Source organism: Kocuria sp. APC 4018 (assembly GCF_030407675.1).
Classification (GTDB): domain Bacteria; phylum Actinomycetota; class Actinomycetes; order Actinomycetales; family Micrococcaceae; genus Kocuria; species Kocuria rhizophila.
Map to the genome: position 1 here is coordinate 1 of NZ_JASDCY010000055.1, position 18,675 is coordinate 18,675.

Here is an 18,675-nt window from a genome sequence, read left to right on the forward strand (position 1 = left end):
CCCGCGTAACGTCCACCCGCTCTCGGTAGATCGGGCTTCACAACGAGCAGTCCCCATGCACCCCGATCTACCTCGACAACGTCGCGGCCTCTGACAACTAACCGGTGAGTCACATTCCCGCCCCGGGCGCTGGCGGTGCAACGGGCCGGGAATACTGGCCGGAGCATTCCCCCAGTGCGAAGGACCCCCATGAGTAGCACCCCCTACACGTTGTCTGCTGAGCAACGTGAGCAGACCCTCACCCAAGAGATATCCAAGCGGACCTCCTCGGGGAAGTCCGAGCTGCTCGCCACCCGCCCGTTCAAAGCCTACGTGCGGACCGGGAGCGTTCTCACGGGCACCTGGCCCCTCGCGCTCGCCATCCAGGTGTTGTGGGTCCTCGCGGTAGTCATCATCGCGTTTCTTGCTCTGCGAGCAACCGCCGTAATCGTCATTCTCGGACTGGTGTGGTGGCTCCCCCGGGTGCTGACTCGTGTAGAGGTCATCACAATCGGTGAGCGCGGGGAAGTGTCAGTCAAAACCCTCTACTGGGGTGGTGCGTACAAACTTGAGCAGCACCTCAAGGACCCCACCCGCAACTAGCCCAGGAGCATTCCCATGTCCTACCCCCAAGACACCCGGCCAGCGGCTCAGCCGAAGCCGTACAAGGACCGGCGCGCCTCAGCCCGCATGCTGCGGATCGACGGGCTCGCGCTCATCGCCGTGGGGCTCCTAGGGGGCATAGCGACCGTCCGGGCTCCCGCCTTCATGTGGGTTCTCACCCTGGCGATCATCGGTGTCGTCGTGTGGGCCGTAGGTCAGATCCGCGAGACCCTTGAGCACCCCTGCTACTAGACCATCTGGAGCACTCCCATGCATCCACGCACACTCACCCTCGCGATCACGCTCGCCGTGAGCACGCTCTCCCTCACCGGATGCAGCGTATTCACACCGCAGGCGGCACCCACAGTCACGGTGACTGCGACACCGTCCAACAGCTACATGCACACCGCGGAGACCGTCCCGGAGCTCAGTGACGACGTCACTCCCGAGACGTTCACGGCTCCCCCCAGAGCCGAGACCCCGGATTCTGCACCCACACTTGCTGAGACCGCTGCACCCCCGACTGACACTGGGGACGATGCTCAGGGAGTCTCTATCATCGCGTCCGAAGGCATGGAAGGGGACGATTACATCATCCGGCTCCGCACAAACTCGGGCGCGACAGCCACCATGAACTACGCTCCCAGCGTCCTGGCCGACAAGGTCAATTCCCTGACCGGCACCCCCCAGGCCAAGACCATTGACCTCGTGGCCGTGTACACCGCTGACGGAATGATGATCGGCACTGCCCGACTGCCGGATGGCAAGTACGCCGGTGTCACCTCCGGGCTTTAGATGCAGGAGGGCGACAGCACGAATCAGTTCCGCGTCACCCTCCGTCGGGGTTACTCGCCCGGTACAGCTCCTCGTCCAGAAGTGACAGCCCATCGAGAGGTGGCTTCAGGATCTCCTCGATGAGTGGCTTGAACGGCGCACCGGTTCCCTCGTTGAAGGCACGGATGGAGGCGCGTTCGTTCTCGATGCGTCCGATGTTCCGCCACGACAAGGTGCGCCCTGACAGCGCCGCGATCTGGTCCAGGTAGGCACGCTGCGTCCTGCCGTTGCCTTCACGAAACGGATGCACGTAGTTGATCTGCTCCAGCAGGTTCGAGGATTGCTCGATGAAGTCCTCGTCCGAGATGCTCGGGTCGTTGAGCAGCCCAGACTCCCGGAGCATCTCGTGGATGCCGGCGAACGCCATCTCGATGCGGGAGGGATGCAGGAAGGTCGAGGATCCCTTCGTGAGGTTCACGGTCCTGATCTGCCCCGCCCACTCCCAGACGTCCTGGTACAACCTTCGGTGGATCTCGCGCAGGTGCGCCAGGTCGAACCCGCCCCGCACCGGAGCACGCTCCAGTTCACGACGGCGCACCAGGGTCTCGCGGCGCTCGAACCTCGAGGCAGCCAGCGGGTCGTGAATGCCAGGAATGTTCTTCAGCACCTCGGTGCCCGGGTAGAGATACGGATCGACGAACTCTCCCACTGGTCAGGCTGCCTGTTCCGGGTAGAGAGGCAACTCTGCCATCTTCTGGATCAGCTCATCCAGCCCAAAGGCCCCGGCCACGTACTCACGGATGAGTTCCATGGCCGCGGCATCAGGTAGTGCCCCCTCGAGATCCCAGCTCGCCAGAATGTCCGTCATGGACTCCCGGCGCTCGTGAAGGTCATCATCCCAGTACGTGGTCATGGCACCTCCTGCATCGGCGGATCGGTATGACGGCGCGCCGGTGGTTTCCGCGCTGCCTCCATGCCCATCTTCTCCCGGATCACCGCCCCGGTGACATCACTGATGCCCGAGCCCTGCGCTGCGGCGCGCTTCTAGAGCTCATTCGAGGGTGGCCCCGGTGGGGATCTTGGTGCGGGCTTGACCTCGCCTTCAACGAGGCCACCTCCGCCACAGCGACCCCCATCCCGAGTCAACAACGTCATGCCCTCTTACAGCTAGGCGCCCGCGACTGCGTGGAAATTGTCATCCGAGGGCTTCGCGCCGGTCTGGTCTGAGTTCGTGGTGGGCCCGGTATTCCCGGGCACCGCACCCCGGACGAAAGCTTGTCTGCGACTCGCGGAGATGCGGGTAGATTCAGTTTGCTTCCGCTCGCACCGGGACGGCGCACCCCCTAATCGAGCTGGCGGCCCACGACGAGATGAACGCGGCCGTCACGCGAGGCGGTCGCGACCTTCATCAAGTGCTTACCGTCGCAAAGCGACCGCACCCTGGAGGACTACGCGACCCTGCTCCGCCAGGAGGCGTGCTGCCGCAGGCCCTCGACGAACTTCCTGTTCGCAGTGGTGCCCGACCAGCGAGTGAAGTCGAAGAGCGCGATCAGTGGTTCCCCGTCCCGGCGCTCGATCACCACGGGTGCACCCCATGCGGCGAACACGCCGAAGCTGCCGAACTGACCCCGGGACCCTGCCGCCACCATCCTGGTGTAGCTGTCCACGAACCTCCGGAGATGGCCGTCACTTCCTCGGGGTGAAGTCTGGTGAATCCAATGGAGTCCAGGCATTCACCGGACACCCTCATATTCCCGGTGCACGGAAAGAGCTTGTTCTATGCCACCCGCGACCGCATCGAATGCTCGGATTGTCGCGACTCGATCTCGGAGGGGGTGCCCGCAAGACATTTCATGGCCTCCCGCTCATTGCAGGGGGCAGGAGGTTCGTCCTGTTCCTATGCTTTCCGCAGCGTACAGGGCTCGATCAGAACGACCCCGGTGGTGCCGCCTTGGTCTCTGCAGTGAGAGCCGTGCGCAGGTGTCGCTTCCCTACACCCCTGATCGAAGGTAGGCGATCCCGATCGCCGCAGGAATTCCGAAGAAAGCCACAAAGGCCCCAGCAATGGCCACGTACGGGGAACGTAAACGAACTGCAATTGCGGACGACACCAGGCCGAAAACCGGGATGGCCCCGAGGACGAGGAATGTCTCGGCGGGACTCCTCGTCCCGACGCACGCGGCATACGCACAAGCGGAAAGACTGGCTGCCAGAAAAGCAAACGCGACGATTTGAGACCTGGACAACGTCATTACACCCCCAGGGTTTGCAGGGTATGGCCCTGAAGGCGACCGTGATTGCCGCGGCCATCGCCCTCTCCTGGCATTGATCGCCATGACTTCATGGAAAAGTATCACGCGGAGCGGTGTTCCGGTCCTGCTGCGATCGCCTCCGCAGCACTCGTACGCTCACCTCGAGAACGAGAATTTGTACTGCTGACGTGTACCTGAGGTGCCCACGCACTGGGCCCGGCAGATGTCTGGCATCCCAGACACAACCCCCTCCAGAACCCGTGACCCCCGTCACCGTCCGTGGTCCCATGGATTCATTCCCCGTCCGCGGCCTCCCGCGCCCCGGACCGACCCAGACCAGGAGGCACCTGATGGCACTGCCCAACGCCCGCCCCGTCCGCGCACCCCGCGGCACCGAGATCAGCGCCAAGAGCTGGCAGACCGAAGCACCCATGCGCATGCTCATGAACAACCTGGACCCGGAGGTCGCCGAGCGTCCGGACGACCTGGTGGTCTACGGCGGCACCGGCCGCGCGGCTCGCAGCTGGGAGGCGTTCGACGCCATCGTCAAGACTCTCAAGGAACTCGAAGAGGACGAGACGCTGCTGGTGCAGTCCGGCAAGCCCGTGGGCGTGCTGCGCACCAACAAGTGGGCTCCGCGCGTGCTGATCGCCAACTCGAACCTGGTGGGCGACTGGGCCACGTGGCCCGAGTTCCGCAAGCTCGAGGACGAGGGCCTCATGATGTACGGCCAGATGACCGCCGGGTCCTGGATCTACATCGCCACCCAGGGCATCCTGCAGGGCACCTACGAGACGTTCTACGCCGTCGCCCGCAAGATGCACGAGGAAGGCCGCATCCCCGAGCCCACCCTGGCGGGCACCCTGACCATCACCGGCGGCTGCGGCGGCATGGGCGGCGCGCAGCCGCTCGCCGTGACGCTGAACGGCGGCGCGTGCCTCGTCGTCGACGTGGACGAGACGCGCCTGAAGCGCCGCCAGTCCAAGCGCTACCTGGACGAGGTGGAGACGGACCTGGACACCGCCCTCGAGAAGGTCATGGCCGCCAAGAACGAGCGCCGCGCGCTGTCCGTGGGCTACGTGGGCAACGCCGCGGACGTGTTCCCGGAGCTGCTGCGCCGCCACCGCTCGGGCGAGATCTCCGTGGACGTCGTGACCGACCAGACCTCCGCTCACGATCCCCTGTCCTACCTGCCCACCGAGTTCACCGTGGAGCAGTGGGACGCCGAGGCCAAGGCGGATCCCATCGGCTTCACCAAGAAGGCCCAGGAGGCCATGGCTGCGCAGGTGCAGGCGATGGTCGAGTTCCAGGACGAGGGCGCCGAGGTCTTCGACTACGGCAACTCCATCCGCGACGAGGCCCGCCACGCCGGCTACACCCGCGCGTTCGAGTTCCCGGGCTTCGTCCCGGCGTACATCCGCCCGCTGTTCTGCGAGGGCCTCGGCCCCTTCCGCTGGGTAGCGCTCTCCGGCGACCCCAAGGACATCGAGGTCACGGACAACGCGATCAAGGAGCTCTTCCCGGACAACAAGCACCTGCACGAGTGGATCGACGCCGCGCAGGAGCACGTGGAGTTCGAGGGCCTGCCCGCGCGCATCTGCTGGCTGGGCTACGGCGAGCGCCACAAGGCCGGGCTGCTCTTCAACCAGCTCGTGGCCGAGGGCAAGGTCTCCGCGCCCATCGTGATCGGCCGTGACCACCTGGACTCCGGTTCGGTGGCCTCGCCCTACCGCGAGACCGAGTCCATGAAGGACGGTTCGGACGCGATCGCTGACTGGCCGCTGCTCAACGCGCTCACCGCCGCGTCCTCCGGCGCCACGTGGGTGTCCATCCACCACGGCGGCGGCGTGGGCATCGGCCGGTCCATCCACGCGGGCCAGGTCTCGGTGGCGGACGGCACCGATCTCGCCGCGCAGAAGCTCGAGCGCCTGCTCACCAACGACCCCGGCATGGGCGTGATCCGCCACGCGGACGCCGGCTACGAGCGCGCCATCCAGGTGGCGGACGAGCGCGGCGTCAACATCCCCATGCACAACGACCTCGCGGCCACCCGCCAGGCGGACCAGTGACCGGGCGCCCCACCTCCCCCAGCGGGGACGACGACGCCGCACGCGGGCTCCGCGCCGATTCTCACCCGGGTGCCGCCTCCTCGGGGACGGCACCGGGGGTGACCAGAGACGCAGCCCAGCCCGGCGCGCGGTCGCACCGGGCGGCGTCGTCCGCTGGCGGCTCCGAGCTCATCACCAACATCGGTGAGCTGCACACCGTGGACCCCGCGCGGGGCGAGGACTCTGTGCTCAGGGACGCGGCCGTCGTCGTCGAGAATGGGCTGATCGCGTGGGTGGGCCGCGCCTCCGAGGCGCCCGCGGCGGACCGTGCCGTGGACGTGAAGGGGCGCGCGGTGCTGCCCGGCTGGGTGGACTCGCACACGCACCTGGTGTTCGCCGGGGACCGCGGTGAGGAGTTCGCTGCGCGTATGGCCGGTGAGGCATACGCGGCGGGCGGCATCGGTGTGACGACGAACGCCACTCGGGAAGCCAGCGACGAGACCCTGCGCGGGCTCGTGGCGGAGCGCGTGCGGGACGCCGTGGCCGGCGGCACCACGTACCTGGAGACCAAGACGGGCTACGGCCTGGACGTGGGGCAGGAGCTGCGCGCCGCGCGGATCGCCGCGGGCGCCGCGGACGAGGTCACGTTCCTGGGCGCCCACCTGGTGCCCGAGGGCGTGGACGCGGACGAGTACGTGGAGACGGTGTGCGGGCCCATGCTCGAAGCCGTGACCCCTTACGTGCAGTGGGCGGACGTGTTCTGCGAGCGCGGGGCGTTCAACCCCGGGCAGTCCCGCCGCGTGCTCGAGGCCTGCAGGGACGCGGGGCTCGGGCTGCGGGTGCACGGCAACCAGATCGGCCCCGGCGAGGGTGTGTCTCTGGCCGTGGAGCTGGGGGCGGCGTCCGTGGACCACTGCAACTTCCTCTCGGAGGAGGACGTGGCGGCGCTGGCCGGTTCGGACACCGTGGCCACCGTGCTGCCCGCGTGCGACCTCTCCACCCGTGCCCCCCTGGCTCCGGCCCGTGAGCTGCTGGACGCGGGAGCCACCGTGGCGATCGCCTCCAACTGCAATCCCGGCACCAGCTACACCACGTCCATGAACTTCTGTGTGGCCACCGCGGTGCTGCAGATGAAGCTCACGGTGGACGAGGCCATCCGCGCGGCCACGCTCGGTGGTGCGAAGGCGCTGCGTCGTGACGTCTCCACCCCGGACCGGCCCGCCGTGGGCCACCTCGCGGTGGGAACGCGCGCGGACCTGCACGTGCTGGACGCCCCGCAGGCCGTCCACCTGGCCTACCGCCCCGGCATGCCCCTCACGTGGGGCGTGTGGCGGGCGGGCCGCCGGGAGATCTGACCGCACCGAGTGGCCCGGGGTCATCCGCGCCGGGTCACTCGCAGGTCACCCCTCTACTTTCTCCACGAGTCGCCCGGGCGACTCGGATCATCGACCGGAAGGACCCTTCCCCATGACCCTCTTCGACACCGACCTCCCCACCACCGTGCAGCTGGGCTCCTCCGGCGTGACGGTGGGTGACGTGATCGCCGTCGCCCGCCACGACGCCCGCGTGGAGCTGACCGACGAGGCCCGCGAGCACGTCGCGAAGGTGCGCCGCCACATCGACGAGCTGGCGGCGTCGGACGTGCCCGCGTACGGGATCTCCACCGGCTTCGGGGCGCTGGCCAACAAGCACATCCCGCTGGAGAAGCGCACGCGGCTGCAGAAGTCCCTGGTGCGCTCCCACGCCGCGGGCACCGGGCCCACCGTGGAGCGGGAGGTGGTGCGGGCGCTGATGTTCCTGCGCGCCAAGACCCTGGCCTCCGGGCACACGGGCATCCGGGTGGAGACCCTGGAGACCATGCTCTCCGTGCTCAACGCGGGCATCACCCCGGTGGTGCACGAGTTCGGCTCGCTGGGCTGCTCGGGTGACCTGGCGCCGCTTGCCCACTGCGCGCTCGTGCTCATGGGTGAGGGCCGCGCCGTCGGACCGGACGGCGCCGAGCGTCCCGTGCCCGAGCTGCTCGCCGAGGCCGGGATCGAGCCCGTGACCCTCGCCGAGAAGGAGGGCCTGGCGCTGATCAACGGCACGGACGGCATGCTGGGCCAGCTCATCATGGCGCTGGCGGACCTGCAGAACCTGCTCACCGCCGCGGACATCACCGCCGCGTTCTCCGTGGAGGGTCTGCTGGGCACGGACCGCGTGTTCGTCCCCGAGCTGCACGAGCCGCTGCGCCCCCACCCGGGCCAGAAGTATGCCGCAGCGAACATGCTCAAGGTGCTGGAGGGCTCCGGCATCGTGGCCTCCCACCGCGTGGGCGACGACCGCGTGCAGGACGCCTACTCCCTGCGCTGCGCTCCCCAGGTGGCGGGCGGCAGCCGGGACACCGCGGCGTACGCCCTCACCGTTGCGCAGCAGGAGCTCGCCGCGGCCGTGGACAACCCCGTGGTCCTGAACGACGGCACCGTGAGCTCCAACGGCAACTTCCACGGCGCGCCCGTGGCCTACGTGCTGGACTTCATGGCCATCCCGATTGCGGACCTGGCGTCCATGTCCGAGCGCCGCACCGACCGCATGCTGGACCCGGCCCGTTCCAACGGCCTGCCCCCGTTCCTCGCGGAGGACCCGGGCACGGACTCCGGGCTGATGATCGCGCAGTACACCCAGGCCGGGCTGGTCTCGGACATGAAGCGCCTGGCCGCGCCGGCCTCCGTGGACTCCATCCCCAGCTCCGCCATGCAGGAGGACCACGTGTCCATGGGCTGGCACGCCGCCCGCAAGCTGCGCCAGGCCGTGCTGAACCTGCGCCGCGTGCTCGCCATCGAGCTGCTCTCCGCCACCCGCGCGATCGCCCTGCGCGCGCCCCTGGAACCGGGCGCGGCGGCGTCGGCGGTCATTGCGGACCTGGACGGCCGCGTGGGCGCGCCCGGCGAGGACCGCTTCATGGCGCCGGAGATCGAGACGGCCGAGGAGTACGTGGCCTCGGGACGCCTGGTGCGCACGGTCGAGTCCGCGGTGGGCCCCCTGAACTGACCGGCACGCGCGGAGGCGGGGCACGACGTCGCCCGCGCGCCTCCCCCGCGCCCGGCCGGTTTGCGTGGGGCGGGGCGCGGCGTCTGAGGAGAGGTTCTGCCCCCGGAAAGTGCGTTTCCGGGGGCAGAACCTCTCCCTGCACGTCGCGCCACCCACCCCGAGCGCTCGGACCTGTCCCCTCCGCGGACCGGGTTGTATCGTGGCTCACACGCGCGAAGGGAGCGTCCATGCCCGTCTACGAGTTCCGGTGCGAGGCCTGCGGGCCGTTCGACGCCCACCACACCATGGCCCAGGTGCCGCGCTCCCAGGCCTGCCCCGCGTGCGGCGCAGACGCGCGACGCGTGTTCTCCGCGGTGGGCCTGTCCCGCGCGAACTCTCCCCGGGCACGGGCGATCGACGACGCCGCCCGCACGGCTGACGTGCCCGACGTCGTCCGCTCCCTGCCCCGCCAGCCCGGCGCCCCCGGTGCGGCTCCTGCCGTGACCCGGGACCCCCGGCACGCGAAGCTGCCGCGGCCCTAGCTTTCCCGCACTGCCGCGCGGGAACCGCCCGCGGGGCTCTCCAGAAAGGTCACGGACCATGCCAGAAGTGATTTTCCCGCTGGACTCCACCAAGCCCTTCACCGAGCAGAAGCTGACCGGCCACAACCGCTGGCACCCCGACATCCCGCCCGTGGCCACGCTCAAGCGCGGGGAGAGCTACCGCATCGACTGCCGCGAGTGGTTCGACGGCGCCATCAAGAACGACGACTCCGCGGACGACATCCGGGACGCCCCACTGAACCGGGTGCACGCGCTGTCCGGGCCGTTCCGCATCGAGGGTGCGGAGCCCGGCGACCTGCTGATCGTGGACATCCTGGACGTGGGTCCCATCCCCCAGGAGGAGGGCCCGCTGGCCGGACAGGGCTGGGGCTACACGGGAATCTTCGCGCAGAAGAACGGCGGCAGCTTCCTGGTGGACCAGTTCCCGGACGCGTACAAGGCGGTGTGGGACTTCCGCGGCGGCGAGTGCACGTCCCGGCACATCCCCGGCGTGAAGTTCACGGGCATGGTCCACCCCGGCCTCATGGGCACTGCGCCGTCCGCGGAGCTGCTGAAGACGTGGAACAAGCGCGAGGGCGACCTGATCGCCACCGAACCGAACCGCGTGCCCCCGCTGGCCTTGCCGCCGGAGCCGGACTCCGCGATCCTCGGCTCGCTGACCGGCGCGGACTTCGACCGCGTGGCCGGCGAGGGCGCCCGCACCGCTCCCCCGCGCGAGAACGGCGGCAACCAGGACATCAAGAACTTCACCAAGGGCTCGCGCGTGTTCTACCCGGTGTACGTGTCCGGGGCGAACCTCTCCATGGGTGACCTGCACTTCTCCCAGGGGGACGGCGAGATCACGTTCTGCGGCGGCATCGAGATGGGCGGTTTCATCGACATCCATGTGGACGTGATCAAGGGCGGCATGGACACCTACGGCGTGAGCGAGAACGCCATCTTCATGCCCGGACGCAACGGTCCCGTGTACTCGGAGTGGCTGGCGTTCTCGGGCACGTCCGTGACGCTCGACGGCGAGCAGCGCTACCTGGACTCGCACCTGTCCTACCAGCGCGCGATCCTGCACGCCATCGACTACCTCGCCAAGTTCGGCTGGTCCAAGGAGCAGGCGTACCTGCTGCTGGGCGCCGCCCCCATCGAGGGCCGCTTCTCCGGGGTGGTGGACATCCCCAACTCGTGCGCCACGGTGTACCTGCCCACCGAGATCTTCGACGTGGACATCCGCCCCTCCGCCAGCGGTCCCACCCAGGTGGACCCGGGCATGGGGGCGCCGCGGGCGATGAACCCGGGCTGATCCCGCCACGGCCCCGCGCGGACGACGCCGCGGGGCCGCCTCTCGCAGGTGAGTGCACTTCCGCCCCAGGAACCGCGGTTTCCAAGGGTGGAAGTGCACTCACATGTCTGACGGGCGGTCCTCTCAATCCCGTGCGGCGGCCGCCAGGTGCTCCTGGATCTCCGCCAGCACCTCGTCCGGGCGCTCCTCCACCATGAAGTGCCCGGTGGGAACCGCCCGGCCGGTGATGCGTGGCAGCCACGGCCGCCACGCCTCCAGCGGGTCCGTCTGGGCACCCACCACGCCGTTGCTGCCCCAGAGCAGCAGGGCGGGGAGGTTGCGAGAGGTGCCGCGGTCGGCGTCGTCGTGCTCCCGGTCCACACCGGCGGCCGCGGCGTAGTCCGCGCACCACGCGGCCACGACGGACGGGTTCTGGGCGGCGGCCTCGTAAGCCGCGAGCGCCTCGGGGTCGAACGTGTTCAGGGAACCGGGAGTGCCACCCAGGCCCCCGAGGGCCGCGTGCAGGAAGGTCAGGGGCTCGGCGCTGATGAGCCGCTGCGGCATGGGTGCCGGCTGGGCCAGGAACAGCCAGTGGTAGTACCGGGTGGCCAGCCAGTCGTCCATGAGCTCCCACACGGTGGGGGTGGGGAGGATGTCCAGCAGCGCCACGGAGCGCACCGCGTCCGGGGAGTCCAGGATCATGCGGTGGGCGGTGCGCGCGCCGCGGTCGTGGGCCACCACGTCGAAACTCTCGTGGCCCAGGTGGCGCATCAGGGCCACCATGTCCGCCGCCATGGCCCGGAAACTGAAGTCCTCGCTGTCCGCGGTGGAGTCGCCGTAGCCGCGCAGGTCCGCGACGACCACGCGATGGTCCCGCGCGAGAGCCGGGCCCAGGCGGTGCCACATGGCGTGGGTCTGCGGGAAGCCGTGCAGCAGCAGGAGCGGCTCCCCCTGCCCGCCGGTCCGCGCGTGAATGGTGGCCCCGGGGACGGAGATGCGGTAGGTCTCGAAGTTCTCGAACATGAGGCCATTGTGCGCCTCCCAGGTGGGGGACCACCCGTGCAGCCGGGCCCGTCAACACACTCGGGGCGCGAAGCCTCCCGACTGCTCCACGAACGGGACTGAGACACCCATGGCCTCAGGCGCACAGCGTCTGAGGAGAAGTTCTACCGCCAAGGAGTGCGTTTTCGGCGGTAGAACCTCTCCCTGCGCGTCGGACCATCCACGGGGCAGCGCCCGCCCCACGCGTGGCGCCCCGCCGCACCCTACTCCCCTTCGAACGGCCATCCGTGTGCGGCGAGCATCGCGCGGATCCGCTCGATCTCCTCGGGCTTAGCCTCGTCCTCCGTGGCACGCTGGATGGCCGCGCGCGCGTCGGCCTCCGAGGGTGCCACCCCCTGGTCCCGGGCGTCCTGGGCCAGCTGATCCGCGATCGCGGCCATGTCCGCGTCGTCCAGCTGGGGGCGGAGCACCGCGAGCACCGGGAGGTAGTCCTGGGTGGGGACCCCGTTGGGGTAGTCAGCCCGCAGCCAGTTCATCACCCGCGCCACGTAGCCGGGCTGACGGGGTGGTTCGTCCTGGCTGGCACCCACCAGGGGCCAGCCGGCGCGCGCGAGCTCCGCGGCGACGTCGTGCTGCTGGGCCTCGGAGGACGTGGCGGGGCCCAGGAGGTCTCCCGCCGGAACGTCCAGCGCCTCGAGCAGGCGCTCGGTGCGGTGCGGGCCCACCGTGCGGGCCAGCAGCTCCGCGAGCGCGGCGTGCTGCTCGGGCGGGACGCACTGCGGGTAGGCGGCCCGAATGTGCTCGAGAGCCGCGTCGAAAGTCATCATCCGAACACCGTGATCCCTAGGTAGTGCTCCAAGCTCTTGCGGGTGATCCAGAGAACCCCGATCAGCACCGCGGCGAGCACGATCGCAAAGCAGAGTACCGCCCCAGCGAGCGCCACGGGGTTCCTGCGGGCCGTGCCGTCGGGGCCGGGGTCCGGGGTGGCGCGGCTCCACAGGGTGATGCCCACGGTGAACAGCGCGGGCAGGCCGGCGCCGAAGCACAGTCCGGCTATGAGCACGGCCAGCGCGGATCTCGCCATCTCGGCAATCATGAGCGGGTGACCTCCTGGGTACCGGAGCGGAGGGAGTCGCCGGGTGCGGGGGTGGTGCCCTCGTCCCAGTCGTCGTTGACGTTGTGGCGGTCCACCTTCTGGTGGCGGGAGCGCATGAAGATCAGGGCGGACGTGACCACCATGAACAGGAAGATGGCCACGGCGCCGGCCAGTCCCCCGATCGCGTGGGCGACCACGAAGCACGCCGCACCCACCACGGCCGCGGCGGGCAGCGTGAGCAGCCAGCCCACCACCATGCGCCCGGCCACGCCCCAGCGCACCGTGGCGCCGGGCTTGCCCACCCCGGATCCGAGGATGGAGCCGGTGGCCACGTGCGTGGTGGACAGCGCCATGCCGAAGTGGCTGGAAGTCAGGATGATGGCCGCCGACGACGCCTCGGCCGCCATCCCCTGCGGCGGCTCGATCTCCACGAGGCCCTTGCCGAGGGTGCGGATCACCCGCCAGCCGCCCAGGTACGTGCCCAGGGCGATGGCCACCGCGCACGAGACGATGATCCACGGGGGCAGGCCGTCGTCCTCGATGCCCTGCACACTCAGGCTGCCGTGCGCGATCAGGGCCAGGGCGATCACGCCCATGGTCTTCTGCGCGTCGCCGGTGCCGTGGGCCAGGGACACCAGCGACGCCGTTCCCACCTGTCCCCAGCGAAACCCCTGGTCCCGGTGGCGGCGGTCCGTCCCGCAGGCGATGAGGTACACGAGCGCGGTTCCCACGGCGGCCACGCACCCGGCGATGAACGGGGCCAGCGCGGCGGGCACCAGGATCTTCTGCACCACTCCGGCCCAGTTCACCCCGGCCACACCCAACGAGGCGAGCCCCGCGCCGATGAGTCCGCCGAACAGGGCGTGCGAGGAGCTGGAGGGCAGCCCGAACAGCCACGTGGCCAGGTTCCACAGGATGCCGCCGATGAGCCCCGAGAAGATGAGGGTCAGTGCGATCGTGGGGTCCAGCCCGGAGACGAGCCCGCCGTCCGGGGTCTGGATGAGCAGCACGTCCTTGGTGACCGTGGTGGCCACCTCCACGGAGAGGAACGCGCCCACCAGGTTCAGCACCGCGGACAGCGTCACGGCCGTGCGGGGCTTGAGCGCTCCGGTGGCGATGGACGTGGCCATGGCGTTGCCGGTGTCGTGGAATCCGTTGGTGAAGTCGAAGGCCAGCGCGGTCACGACCACCAGGCCCAGGATCACCAGTTCAACTGTCATTCCCCCAGGATGATCCCCACCGGGGCTCCGTGCCAAAAACGCGGCCGCACCCGGCCCCGTGGTGTTGGACACCTTGCTGACAACGCACGTACCCGCTACCACCGGCAGCGGGTACGTGCGCGGTTCTCGCGACGGAGCGGCCAGCCCTCGCGCGGGGTTCGTGGTGCCGGTGTGGGCGCCCACCGTGGTCGATCCCGCGGCCGCCCCTCGTGCGCGGGGCTCGTCCCCCCTCCAGGGCGGGGGGTCAGCCCTTGCGGAGGGTGATCTGCCAGCTGGCGTCGCCCTTCTCCACGAAGTCCGTGACCTCGTGCCCGTCCGTGGCCGCCCACTGCGGGATGGCCTCCGTGGCCTGGGTGCAGTCGAAGTCGATCACCAGGTGGTCACCGCTCTGCAGGGTCTTCATCACGTCCTTGGCCTCGATCAGCGGGAACGGGCACACCGCCCCGAGCGAGTCCAGGGCCCAGTAGCCGTCCCCCAGGTCCTTCAGTTTCGACGACGCCGCTGCGCCCGGGTTCCTGACCATGAGCGCCGTGGGTGCCGCGGAGAGTCCCGAGAACACGTCCGCGCCCGAGGTGCGGGGGGCACCCGCGGTGGGAACGGCGTCGTGCGCGGCGGTGTCCGTGGCGAAGGGACGGGCCGTGGGGGCGGCGTCGATGGAGTTGTCGTCCGGTGCGGTGACGTCCACGGTGTGGTCCAGGCTCTCGGCGGTGGAGTAGGTGTCGTCCGCGCCCGTGGCGGGCTGGGCGACGGTGGGCTTGAGCCAGATCTTGGTGGCCGCACCCACGCCGAGCGCGATGAAGAGCAGCGCGATCCAGCCCTGGAACGTGAACAGGCTGGTCTGGACCATGCCGTTGCCCACGGTGCAGCCACCGGCCAGCGCCGCGCCCACGCCCATGAGCAGACCGCCCGCGATGGAGCGGACCGTGGTGGTGGCGTCCGGGACGCGCACGCGGAACTCGCCCGTGACCTTGGCGGCGATGAACGAGCCCACCAGGATGCCGAGGACGAGCATGACGCCCCAGTCGAGCTTGCCGTCCGCGCCGGTGACCAGGAAGTTCAGCAGGTTGGCGGTGGGGGTGGTGATGCCCAGACCGTCGTTGCGGCCGGTCGCGGCGGACAGCGGCCACGCGATGACGCCGATCAGACCCACGAGCGCGCCGGCGGTGTAGACGTGCAGGGGCTTCTTCCAGGCGGGACGGCCGTTCAGCCGCGCGGGCTTCACGGTGTTCTTCTCGCGGTTGAGGAAGTGGCGCACCATCACGCCGGTCACCGCGGCCAGGACGATCACGAACAGCCAGGGGGACACGCCCAAGGCGTCCGGGATGGTGGTGAGCCCGGTGTCCCACTGCTTCATGCCGGAGTTGACGTCCTTAAGCACACCCGTCTTCATGGCGGAGGCGGACAGCGCGTACATGGCCAGCGCGATCCAGGAGCCCACCAGGCCCTCACCCGAGCGGTACCACGTGCCGGAGGCGCAGCCGCCGGCCAGGATGATGCCCACCCCGAACATGAACCCGCCCACGACCACCGCGAGCGGCATGAACGAGGGGTAGTCCGGGGAGATCACCCCGAGGGTGGTGAGCGCAGCGAGCCCCACGGCGTGCACGGTGATCACCACGAGCAACGCCGTGAACGTGCGCCACGAGCGCTGCAGGAAGACGTCCCGCAGCATGCCCGTCACGCAGAAGCGGCCGCGCTGCATCACCACGCCCAGCAGGGCGCCGAGGACGAGTCCGGTGAGGATCATGAGTGTGTCCCTGTTTCTCGCGCCCTCCCCCGGCGCGGTGAGCGTCAAATATTGAAGAGGTAACCATGTGGGGAGTGCCTGTCATTCAACTCCCCCCATCGTGGGAGGTCCAGGGAGGTGTCACGGGGCGCAACAGTGGTGGTCGCGATCACTCCCAAGGTGCATGTTTTAGACTGAAGTATGCAGTCCTCCCCCCGCAGCACCCCCCGGGAAGCATTTGGCGCGCATGACGGCGCCGGGTCACCCATCTCTCGGCGCACCCTTGCCAAAGGCGCGGCATGGGCCGCCCCCACCGTTCTTTTTGCCGCACCTGCTCCGGCGGCGGCGGCCTCCGTCCGGGATGTCATTGTGCGGGCTGAGCCGTGTGGCAAGGATTCGCTCCTCGTCAACCGGATCCCTTTTTCGATCACCACGGTCTACGGAGCCACCCTCCCCGCTGGCACCCGGTTCGAATTGAAGTACGGCGGAGGGTCGCGGTCATCACCTACATGGGACGGCGCGCTGGCAGCGAACAGCAACATCACCTGGACACCAGGAAACGACTCCAGCATCACAGGGGGGCGCTGGGGCACCGTCGTGTTCATTCTCAGATCCCCCATGCCCGCCAACACCACGTGGAACCTGGACTTCCACATGGACATCGGCGCGTCAATCACTGACCAAGTGACAAGCTTGACAATGACCAGCTCGTTGCCGGACCAGAACAAAGACACTGGCAATGATTCGGCATCCCACCAGATGTATCGCGGGGGATGCGGGACCTGACGTCTCGGAACAACCCATTGGCCAATCCCGGGTCACGGACGGGCGAACCCGGCCCTTTCCCCGATGAGCGCCGCCGATCTCTCCCCCACCCGCCCCACCGACATCGGCACCTGCCCGAACACCGACCGCGGGATGGGGTGACGGCACAGCTCCGCCGTGCGCCTCTCGTCCCAGTCCACGTAGACGTACCAGCCGCCGTCATCCCCGGCACGAAGCTCAGCAGCCTCAGCCTCCACACCGCCCACCTCGAACGCCGTGCGCCGCACCGTGCCCACCGCGCACAGCTCCTGCCGCTTGGACAGGTACGCCCAGATCACGTCCCCCGCCTTCATGGTGCGGAAGCCCGTGCGCAGGCACCAGCGGTCGATGGGCTGCGAGCGCCCGATCGCCTCCCACACCTCCGTGGCGTCTTCACGGGTGCGCCAGTCCGCGGGCATGTGCTCCGCATGGGCGGCGGGGTTGATGGGCAGGAACCAGTGGACGTCCTCGCTCATCCGCGCCCCACCCACGAGTCCGCGGACCCGTCCGCCAGCAGCGCGTCGTACCCCTCCCGGAACGTGGGGTACCGCCACTCCTCGCGGGGCACCAGGGCGTGCACCAGCTCACCGTCCACGATCTTGCCGAGCGGCCCCTCCCCCGGCCCGGAGTCGTCCGGCGGCACGGGCACACCCAGCCGGTGCGCGAGGTGCGCGGCCACGTCACCCAGCCGTGCGGCGTCGTGGTCCACGGCGTGCAGCAGCCGCGGGAGCCGGGCCGGTGCCGACGACGCCGCCGCACCGCCTCCCCCCGCGACCGTCCCGCTCCGCGAGGCTCCCGTTCGCTGACCCGCCGCGTCGCCGACTCCGCCGGGCATCCCCGTCTGCGTGGAATCCTCCCGCTCGCCCGCCACGGTGCCCCGCTCCAGCAGCGTGACCAGAACCGTCACGAGGTCGTCCCGGTGGATGCGGTTGGTCACCCGCCGGTGGGCCAGAGGCGCCCCGCGGCGCACCCGCTCGACCATGGACGTGCGCCCCGGCCCGTAGATGCCCGCGGGCCGCACGATCACGAGGTCCGGAAACAGCTCCGCCGCAAGTTCTTCCGCCGCGAGCAGCACGTGGGCGGTGGGCCGCTGCGGATCGGGCGGGGTGGTCTCGGTGACGCGTTCGCCGTCACCGCCGCCCAGCACGCCCGTGGAGGACACCAGGACCACGAGCGGCTCCTGCTTCCCGAGCGCACGCCGCAACCCCCGCAGGCCGCCCAGGTAGGTGTGCTCGTACCCGGCGACGTCGTGGCCGTCCGCCGTGAGGGTGACCACCACGGCGTCCACGTCCGGAAGGCGCGTCTCGCCGGGGTCCGTGAGATCCAGGGACACCCCTGCCAGCGGCGCGGGCAGCCGGTCCGCATGCCGCCGCACACCGGTGGCCGACCACCCCCGATCGCTCAGTCGCAGCCCCAGCGCGGTTCCCACGTCCCCGCAGCCGGCCAGCAGAACACGCCGTGATTCGGTGTCAGTCATGCCTCCACCCTGCCACGCAGCTCCTGCCGATCACACAGCAGGAGATCGAACAAACTTTCGTCACCCCCCTTACCATCGCCGCTGAAGCGGACTACGCTGGGAACTCCGAAGCCCCGCATCACCTCGTCGGCCCTCCGGGCCTGAACGGAGATCGCACCATGATCATGAAGACTCTGCACGACGCCGGCATCCGCTCCGAGTACGCCTACGCCGCGGGCATGGGCTCCATCGGCCTCGCCTTCGTGTCCTGGGGACTCTCGCGCTTCAAGAGCGACGACTCCAAGGCCCAGTCGGACCGCTGGGGCATCTTCGTGGGCCACTGGGCCCCCACCTTCATGAGCGTGGGTCTGGCCCTGTCCCAGTACGAGCAGACCCTCGCGGACAAGAAGAAGTAGCCACCGGCCCCGCAGCCACTCGGCGCAGAAGAACCGCCCCGCACCATCACGGTGCGGGGCGGTTCGGCTGTCAGCGGCTGCCGGGTGCGACGCTCAGTGCCCGTAGCCCTGGGACTGCTCCTCCGTGCCGGCCTGCTCCTCGAAGAACTCCTGCTGCTCCTGGGTGTCCGCCTGCTCGGCGGCCTTCTGGCGCTGCTCGTCGGTGTCCACCTGGCTGACCGACTCGGTGTTCTCGTCCTGCGGGTCCTTGCCCATGGCTGCGCTCCTTCACGGTTGCGTGGTGCGCCGCCCCGAACCCTGCAGCTCGGACGACGGCGCCGTGCCCCCGAGCATCCTCAGCTCACCGGGGCGTGTCAACGGGGTTCAACGATGGCACCCACTCGTCACCCGGCAGCCGCGAGCGCGTGCTGCACCCACGCCGTCACGGGCCCTGGAGCCCACCGCCCCACGCCCC

At 69.6% G+C, this 18,675-nt stretch carries 21 protein-coding genes and 1 pseudogene; 10 read left to right on the forward strand and 12 right to left on the reverse strand.

The window, feature by feature from the left end:
• The first annotated feature begins 189 nt into the window (after nt 1-189).
• The 3 genes from QL985_RS09535 (at nt 190) to QL985_RS09545 (ending at nt 1,377) form a co-directional block, all read left to right on the forward strand.
• The gene (locus tag QL985_RS09535) at nt 190-582 is read left to right on the forward strand and encodes a hypothetical protein (RefSeq protein WP_259905682.1); all 393 of its coding nucleotides are present in this window, start codon (nt 190-192) and stop codon (nt 580-582) included.
• A 15-nt stretch (nt 583-597) separates the two neighbouring features.
• Entirely contained in the window at nt 598-834 is a 237-nt protein-coding gene (locus QL985_RS09540; RefSeq protein WP_257745145.1) for a hypothetical protein, read from the forward strand.
• Between the two features lie 378 nt (nt 835-1,212).
• Entirely contained in the window at nt 1,213-1,377 is a 165-nt protein-coding gene (locus QL985_RS09545; RefSeq protein ID WP_259905683.1) for a hypothetical protein, read from the forward strand.
• A 34-nt stretch (nt 1,378-1,411) separates the two neighbouring features.
• On the opposite strand, the gene QL985_RS09550 is transcribed toward QL985_RS09545, so the two are convergent.
• The 3 genes from QL985_RS09550 to QL985_RS09560 all read right to left on the reverse strand — a co-directional run bounded on the left by QL985_RS09550 (nt 1,412) and on the right by QL985_RS09560 (nt 3,023).
• Nucleotides 1,412-2,065 carry a Fic family protein gene (locus QL985_RS09550; protein WP_257745147.1) on the reverse strand — a complete coding sequence of 218 codons (654 nt, stop codon included), beginning with the start codon at nt 2,063-2,065 and terminating at the stop codon, nt 1,412-1,414.
• Nucleotides 2,066-2,068: 3 nt separating this feature from the next.
• Nucleotides 2,069-2,269, reverse strand: coding sequence for an antitoxin VbhA family protein (locus tag QL985_RS09555; RefSeq protein ID WP_257745148.1), 201 nt, complete (start codon nt 2,267-2,269; stop codon nt 2,069-2,071).
• 535 nt (nt 2,270-2,804) lie between these two features.
• Entirely contained in the window at nt 2,805-3,023 is a 219-nt protein-coding gene (locus QL985_RS09560) for a hypothetical protein (RefSeq protein WP_257745149.1), read from the reverse strand.
• A gap of 935 nt (nt 3,024-3,958) precedes the next feature.
• Between QL985_RS09560 and QL985_RS09565 the strand changes: the two genes are divergently transcribed.
• From QL985_RS09565 to fmdA, 5 genes are all read left to right on the forward strand, one after another.
• Nucleotides 3,959-5,677 carry a urocanate hydratase gene (locus tag QL985_RS09565; protein WP_259905684.1) on the forward strand — a complete coding sequence of 573 codons (1,719 nt, stop codon included), beginning with the start codon at nt 3,959-3,961 and terminating at the stop codon, nt 5,675-5,677.
• Between the two features lie 170 nt (nt 5,678-5,847).
• Entirely contained in the window at nt 5,848-7,011 is a 1,164-nt protein-coding gene (hutI, locus tag QL985_RS09570; RefSeq protein WP_191550708.1) for an imidazolonepropionase, read from the forward strand.
• Between the two features lie 112 nt (nt 7,012-7,123).
• A complete protein-coding gene (hutH, locus tag QL985_RS09575; protein WP_191550684.1) occupies nt 7,124-8,686 on the forward strand; it encodes a histidine ammonia-lyase in 1,563 nt (520 codons plus the stop codon).
• Between the two features lie 227 nt (nt 8,687-8,913).
• Nucleotides 8,914-9,207, forward strand: coding sequence for a zinc ribbon domain-containing protein (locus tag QL985_RS09580; RefSeq protein ID WP_209199486.1), 294 nt, complete (start codon nt 8,914-8,916; stop codon nt 9,205-9,207).
• Between the two features lie 58 nt (nt 9,208-9,265).
• Entirely contained in the window at nt 9,266-10,522 is a 1,257-nt protein-coding gene (gene fmdA, locus QL985_RS09585; protein ID WP_070637306.1) for a formamidase, read from the forward strand.
• A 123-nt stretch (nt 10,523-10,645) separates the two neighbouring features.
• Here fmdA and QL985_RS09590 read toward each other — a convergent pair whose 3' ends face one another.
• The 6 genes and pseudogenes from QL985_RS09590 to QL985_RS09615 all read right to left on the reverse strand — a co-directional run.
• On the reverse strand, nt 10,646-11,524 hold the full coding sequence (locus QL985_RS09590; RefSeq protein WP_259905318.1) for an alpha/beta hydrolase: 879 nt from the start codon (nt 11,522-11,524) through the stop codon (nt 10,646-10,648).
• A gap of 242 nt (nt 11,525-11,766) precedes the next feature.
• Entirely contained in the window at nt 11,767-12,330 is a 564-nt protein-coding gene (locus QL985_RS09595) for a DUF3349 domain-containing protein (RefSeq protein WP_259905317.1), read from the reverse strand.
• Nucleotides 12,327-12,587 carry a hypothetical protein gene (locus QL985_RS09600; RefSeq protein ID WP_290147759.1) on the reverse strand — a complete coding sequence of 87 codons (261 nt, stop codon included), beginning with the start codon at nt 12,585-12,587 and terminating at the stop codon, nt 12,327-12,329. The genes QL985_RS09595 and QL985_RS09600 overlap by 4 nt, the downstream gene beginning before the upstream one ends.
• A gap of 8 nt (nt 12,588-12,595) precedes the next feature.
• Complete coding sequence (locus QL985_RS09605; protein WP_259905314.1) at nt 12,596-13,819, reverse strand: inorganic phosphate transporter; 1,224 nt, start codon at nt 13,817-13,819, stop codon at nt 12,596-12,598.
• 244 nt (nt 13,820-14,063) lie between these two features.
• Nucleotides 14,064-14,297, reverse strand: coding sequence for a sulfurtransferase TusA family protein (locus QL985_RS09610; RefSeq protein WP_235586640.1), 234 nt, complete (start codon nt 14,295-14,297; stop codon nt 14,064-14,066).
• A 315-nt stretch (nt 14,298-14,612) separates the two neighbouring features.
• A pseudogene (locus QL985_RS09615) lies at nt 14,613-15,566 on the reverse strand (YeeE/YedE family protein); the annotation flags it as partial.
• A 180-nt stretch (nt 15,567-15,746) separates the two neighbouring features.
• Here QL985_RS09615 and QL985_RS09620 point away from each other — a divergent pair.
• Nucleotides 15,747-16,331, forward strand: a complete 585-nt coding sequence (locus QL985_RS09620) for a hypothetical protein (RefSeq protein ID WP_141756169.1) — start codon at nt 15,747-15,749, stop codon at nt 16,329-16,331.
• Nucleotides 16,332-16,363: 32 nt separating this feature from the next.
• On the opposite strand, the gene QL985_RS09625 is transcribed toward QL985_RS09620, so the two are convergent.
• Entirely contained in the window at nt 16,364-16,825 is a 462-nt protein-coding gene (locus QL985_RS09625) for a hypothetical protein (protein ID WP_070637609.1), read from the reverse strand.
• The gene (locus tag QL985_RS09630) at nt 16,822-17,826 is read right to left on the reverse strand and encodes an NAD-dependent epimerase/dehydratase family protein (protein ID WP_259905311.1); all 1,005 of its coding nucleotides are present in this window, start codon (nt 17,824-17,826) and stop codon (nt 16,822-16,824) included. The genes QL985_RS09625 and QL985_RS09630 overlap by 4 nt, the downstream gene beginning before the upstream one ends.
• A gap of 158 nt (nt 17,827-17,984) precedes the next feature.
• On the opposite strand from QL985_RS09630, the gene QL985_RS09635 reads away from it, so the two are divergent.
• The gene (locus QL985_RS09635) at nt 17,985-18,221 is read left to right on the forward strand and encodes a hypothetical protein (RefSeq protein ID WP_059281271.1); all 237 of its coding nucleotides are present in this window, start codon (nt 17,985-17,987) and stop codon (nt 18,219-18,221) included.
• A 93-nt stretch (nt 18,222-18,314) separates the two neighbouring features.
• On the opposite strand, the gene QL985_RS09640 is transcribed toward QL985_RS09635, so the two are convergent.
• A complete protein-coding gene (locus QL985_RS09640; protein WP_168165716.1) occupies nt 18,315-18,476 on the reverse strand; it encodes a hypothetical protein in 162 nt (53 codons plus the stop codon).
• Between the last annotated feature and the right edge of the window lie 199 nt (nt 18,477-18,675).

Coding starts and splice junctions, on each gene's coding strand:
- QL985_RS09555 (WP_257745148.1), bottom strand. CDS start 2,269: ATGACCACGTACTGGGATGATGACCTTCACGAGCGCCGGGAGTCCATG.
- QL985_RS09630 (WP_259905311.1), bottom strand. CDS start 17,826: ATGACTGACACCGAATCACGGCGTGTTCTGCTGGCCGGCTGCGGGGAC.
- QL985_RS09635 (WP_059281271.1), top strand. CDS start 17,985: ATGATCATGAAGACTCTGCACGACGCCGGCATCCGCTCCGAGTACGCC.
- QL985_RS09545 (WP_259905683.1), top strand. CDS start 1,213: ATGAACTACGCTCCCAGCGTCCTGGCCGACAAGGTCAATTCCCTGACC.
- QL985_RS09640 (WP_168165716.1), bottom strand. CDS start 18,476: ATGGGCAAGGACCCGCAGGACGAGAACACCGAGTCGGTCAGCCAGGTG.
- QL985_RS09620 (WP_141756169.1), top strand. CDS start 15,747: ATGCAGTCCTCCCCCCGCAGCACCCCCCGGGAAGCATTTGGCGCGCAT.
- QL985_RS09540 (WP_257745145.1), top strand. CDS start 598: ATGTCCTACCCCCAAGACACCCGGCCAGCGGCTCAGCCGAAGCCGTAC.
- QL985_RS09580 (WP_209199486.1), top strand. CDS start 8,914: ATGCCCGTCTACGAGTTCCGGTGCGAGGCCTGCGGGCCGTTCGACGCC.
- QL985_RS09625 (WP_070637609.1), bottom strand. CDS start 16,825: ATGAGCGAGGACGTCCACTGGTTCCTGCCCATCAACCCCGCCGCCCAT.
- QL985_RS09605 (WP_259905314.1), bottom strand. CDS start 13,819: ATGACAGTTGAACTGGTGATCCTGGGCCTGGTGGTCGTGACCGCGCTG.
- QL985_RS09565 (WP_259905684.1), top strand. CDS start 3,959: ATGGCACTGCCCAACGCCCGCCCCGTCCGCGCACCCCGCGGCACCGAG.
- hutH (WP_191550684.1), top strand. CDS start 7,124: ATGACCCTCTTCGACACCGACCTCCCCACCACCGTGCAGCTGGGCTCC.
- QL985_RS09535 (WP_259905682.1), top strand. CDS start 190: ATGAGTAGCACCCCCTACACGTTGTCTGCTGAGCAACGTGAGCAGACC.
- fmdA (WP_070637306.1), top strand. CDS start 9,266: ATGCCAGAAGTGATTTTCCCGCTGGACTCCACCAAGCCCTTCACCGAG.
- QL985_RS09600 (WP_290147759.1), bottom strand. CDS start 12,587: ATGGCGAGATCCGCGCTGGCCGTGCTCATAGCCGGACTGTGCTTCGGC.
- QL985_RS09590 (WP_259905318.1), bottom strand. CDS start 11,524: ATGTTCGAGAACTTCGAGACCTACCGCATCTCCGTCCCCGGGGCCACC.
- QL985_RS09595 (WP_259905317.1), bottom strand. CDS start 12,330: ATGATGACTTTCGACGCGGCTCTCGAGCACATTCGGGCCGCCTACCCG.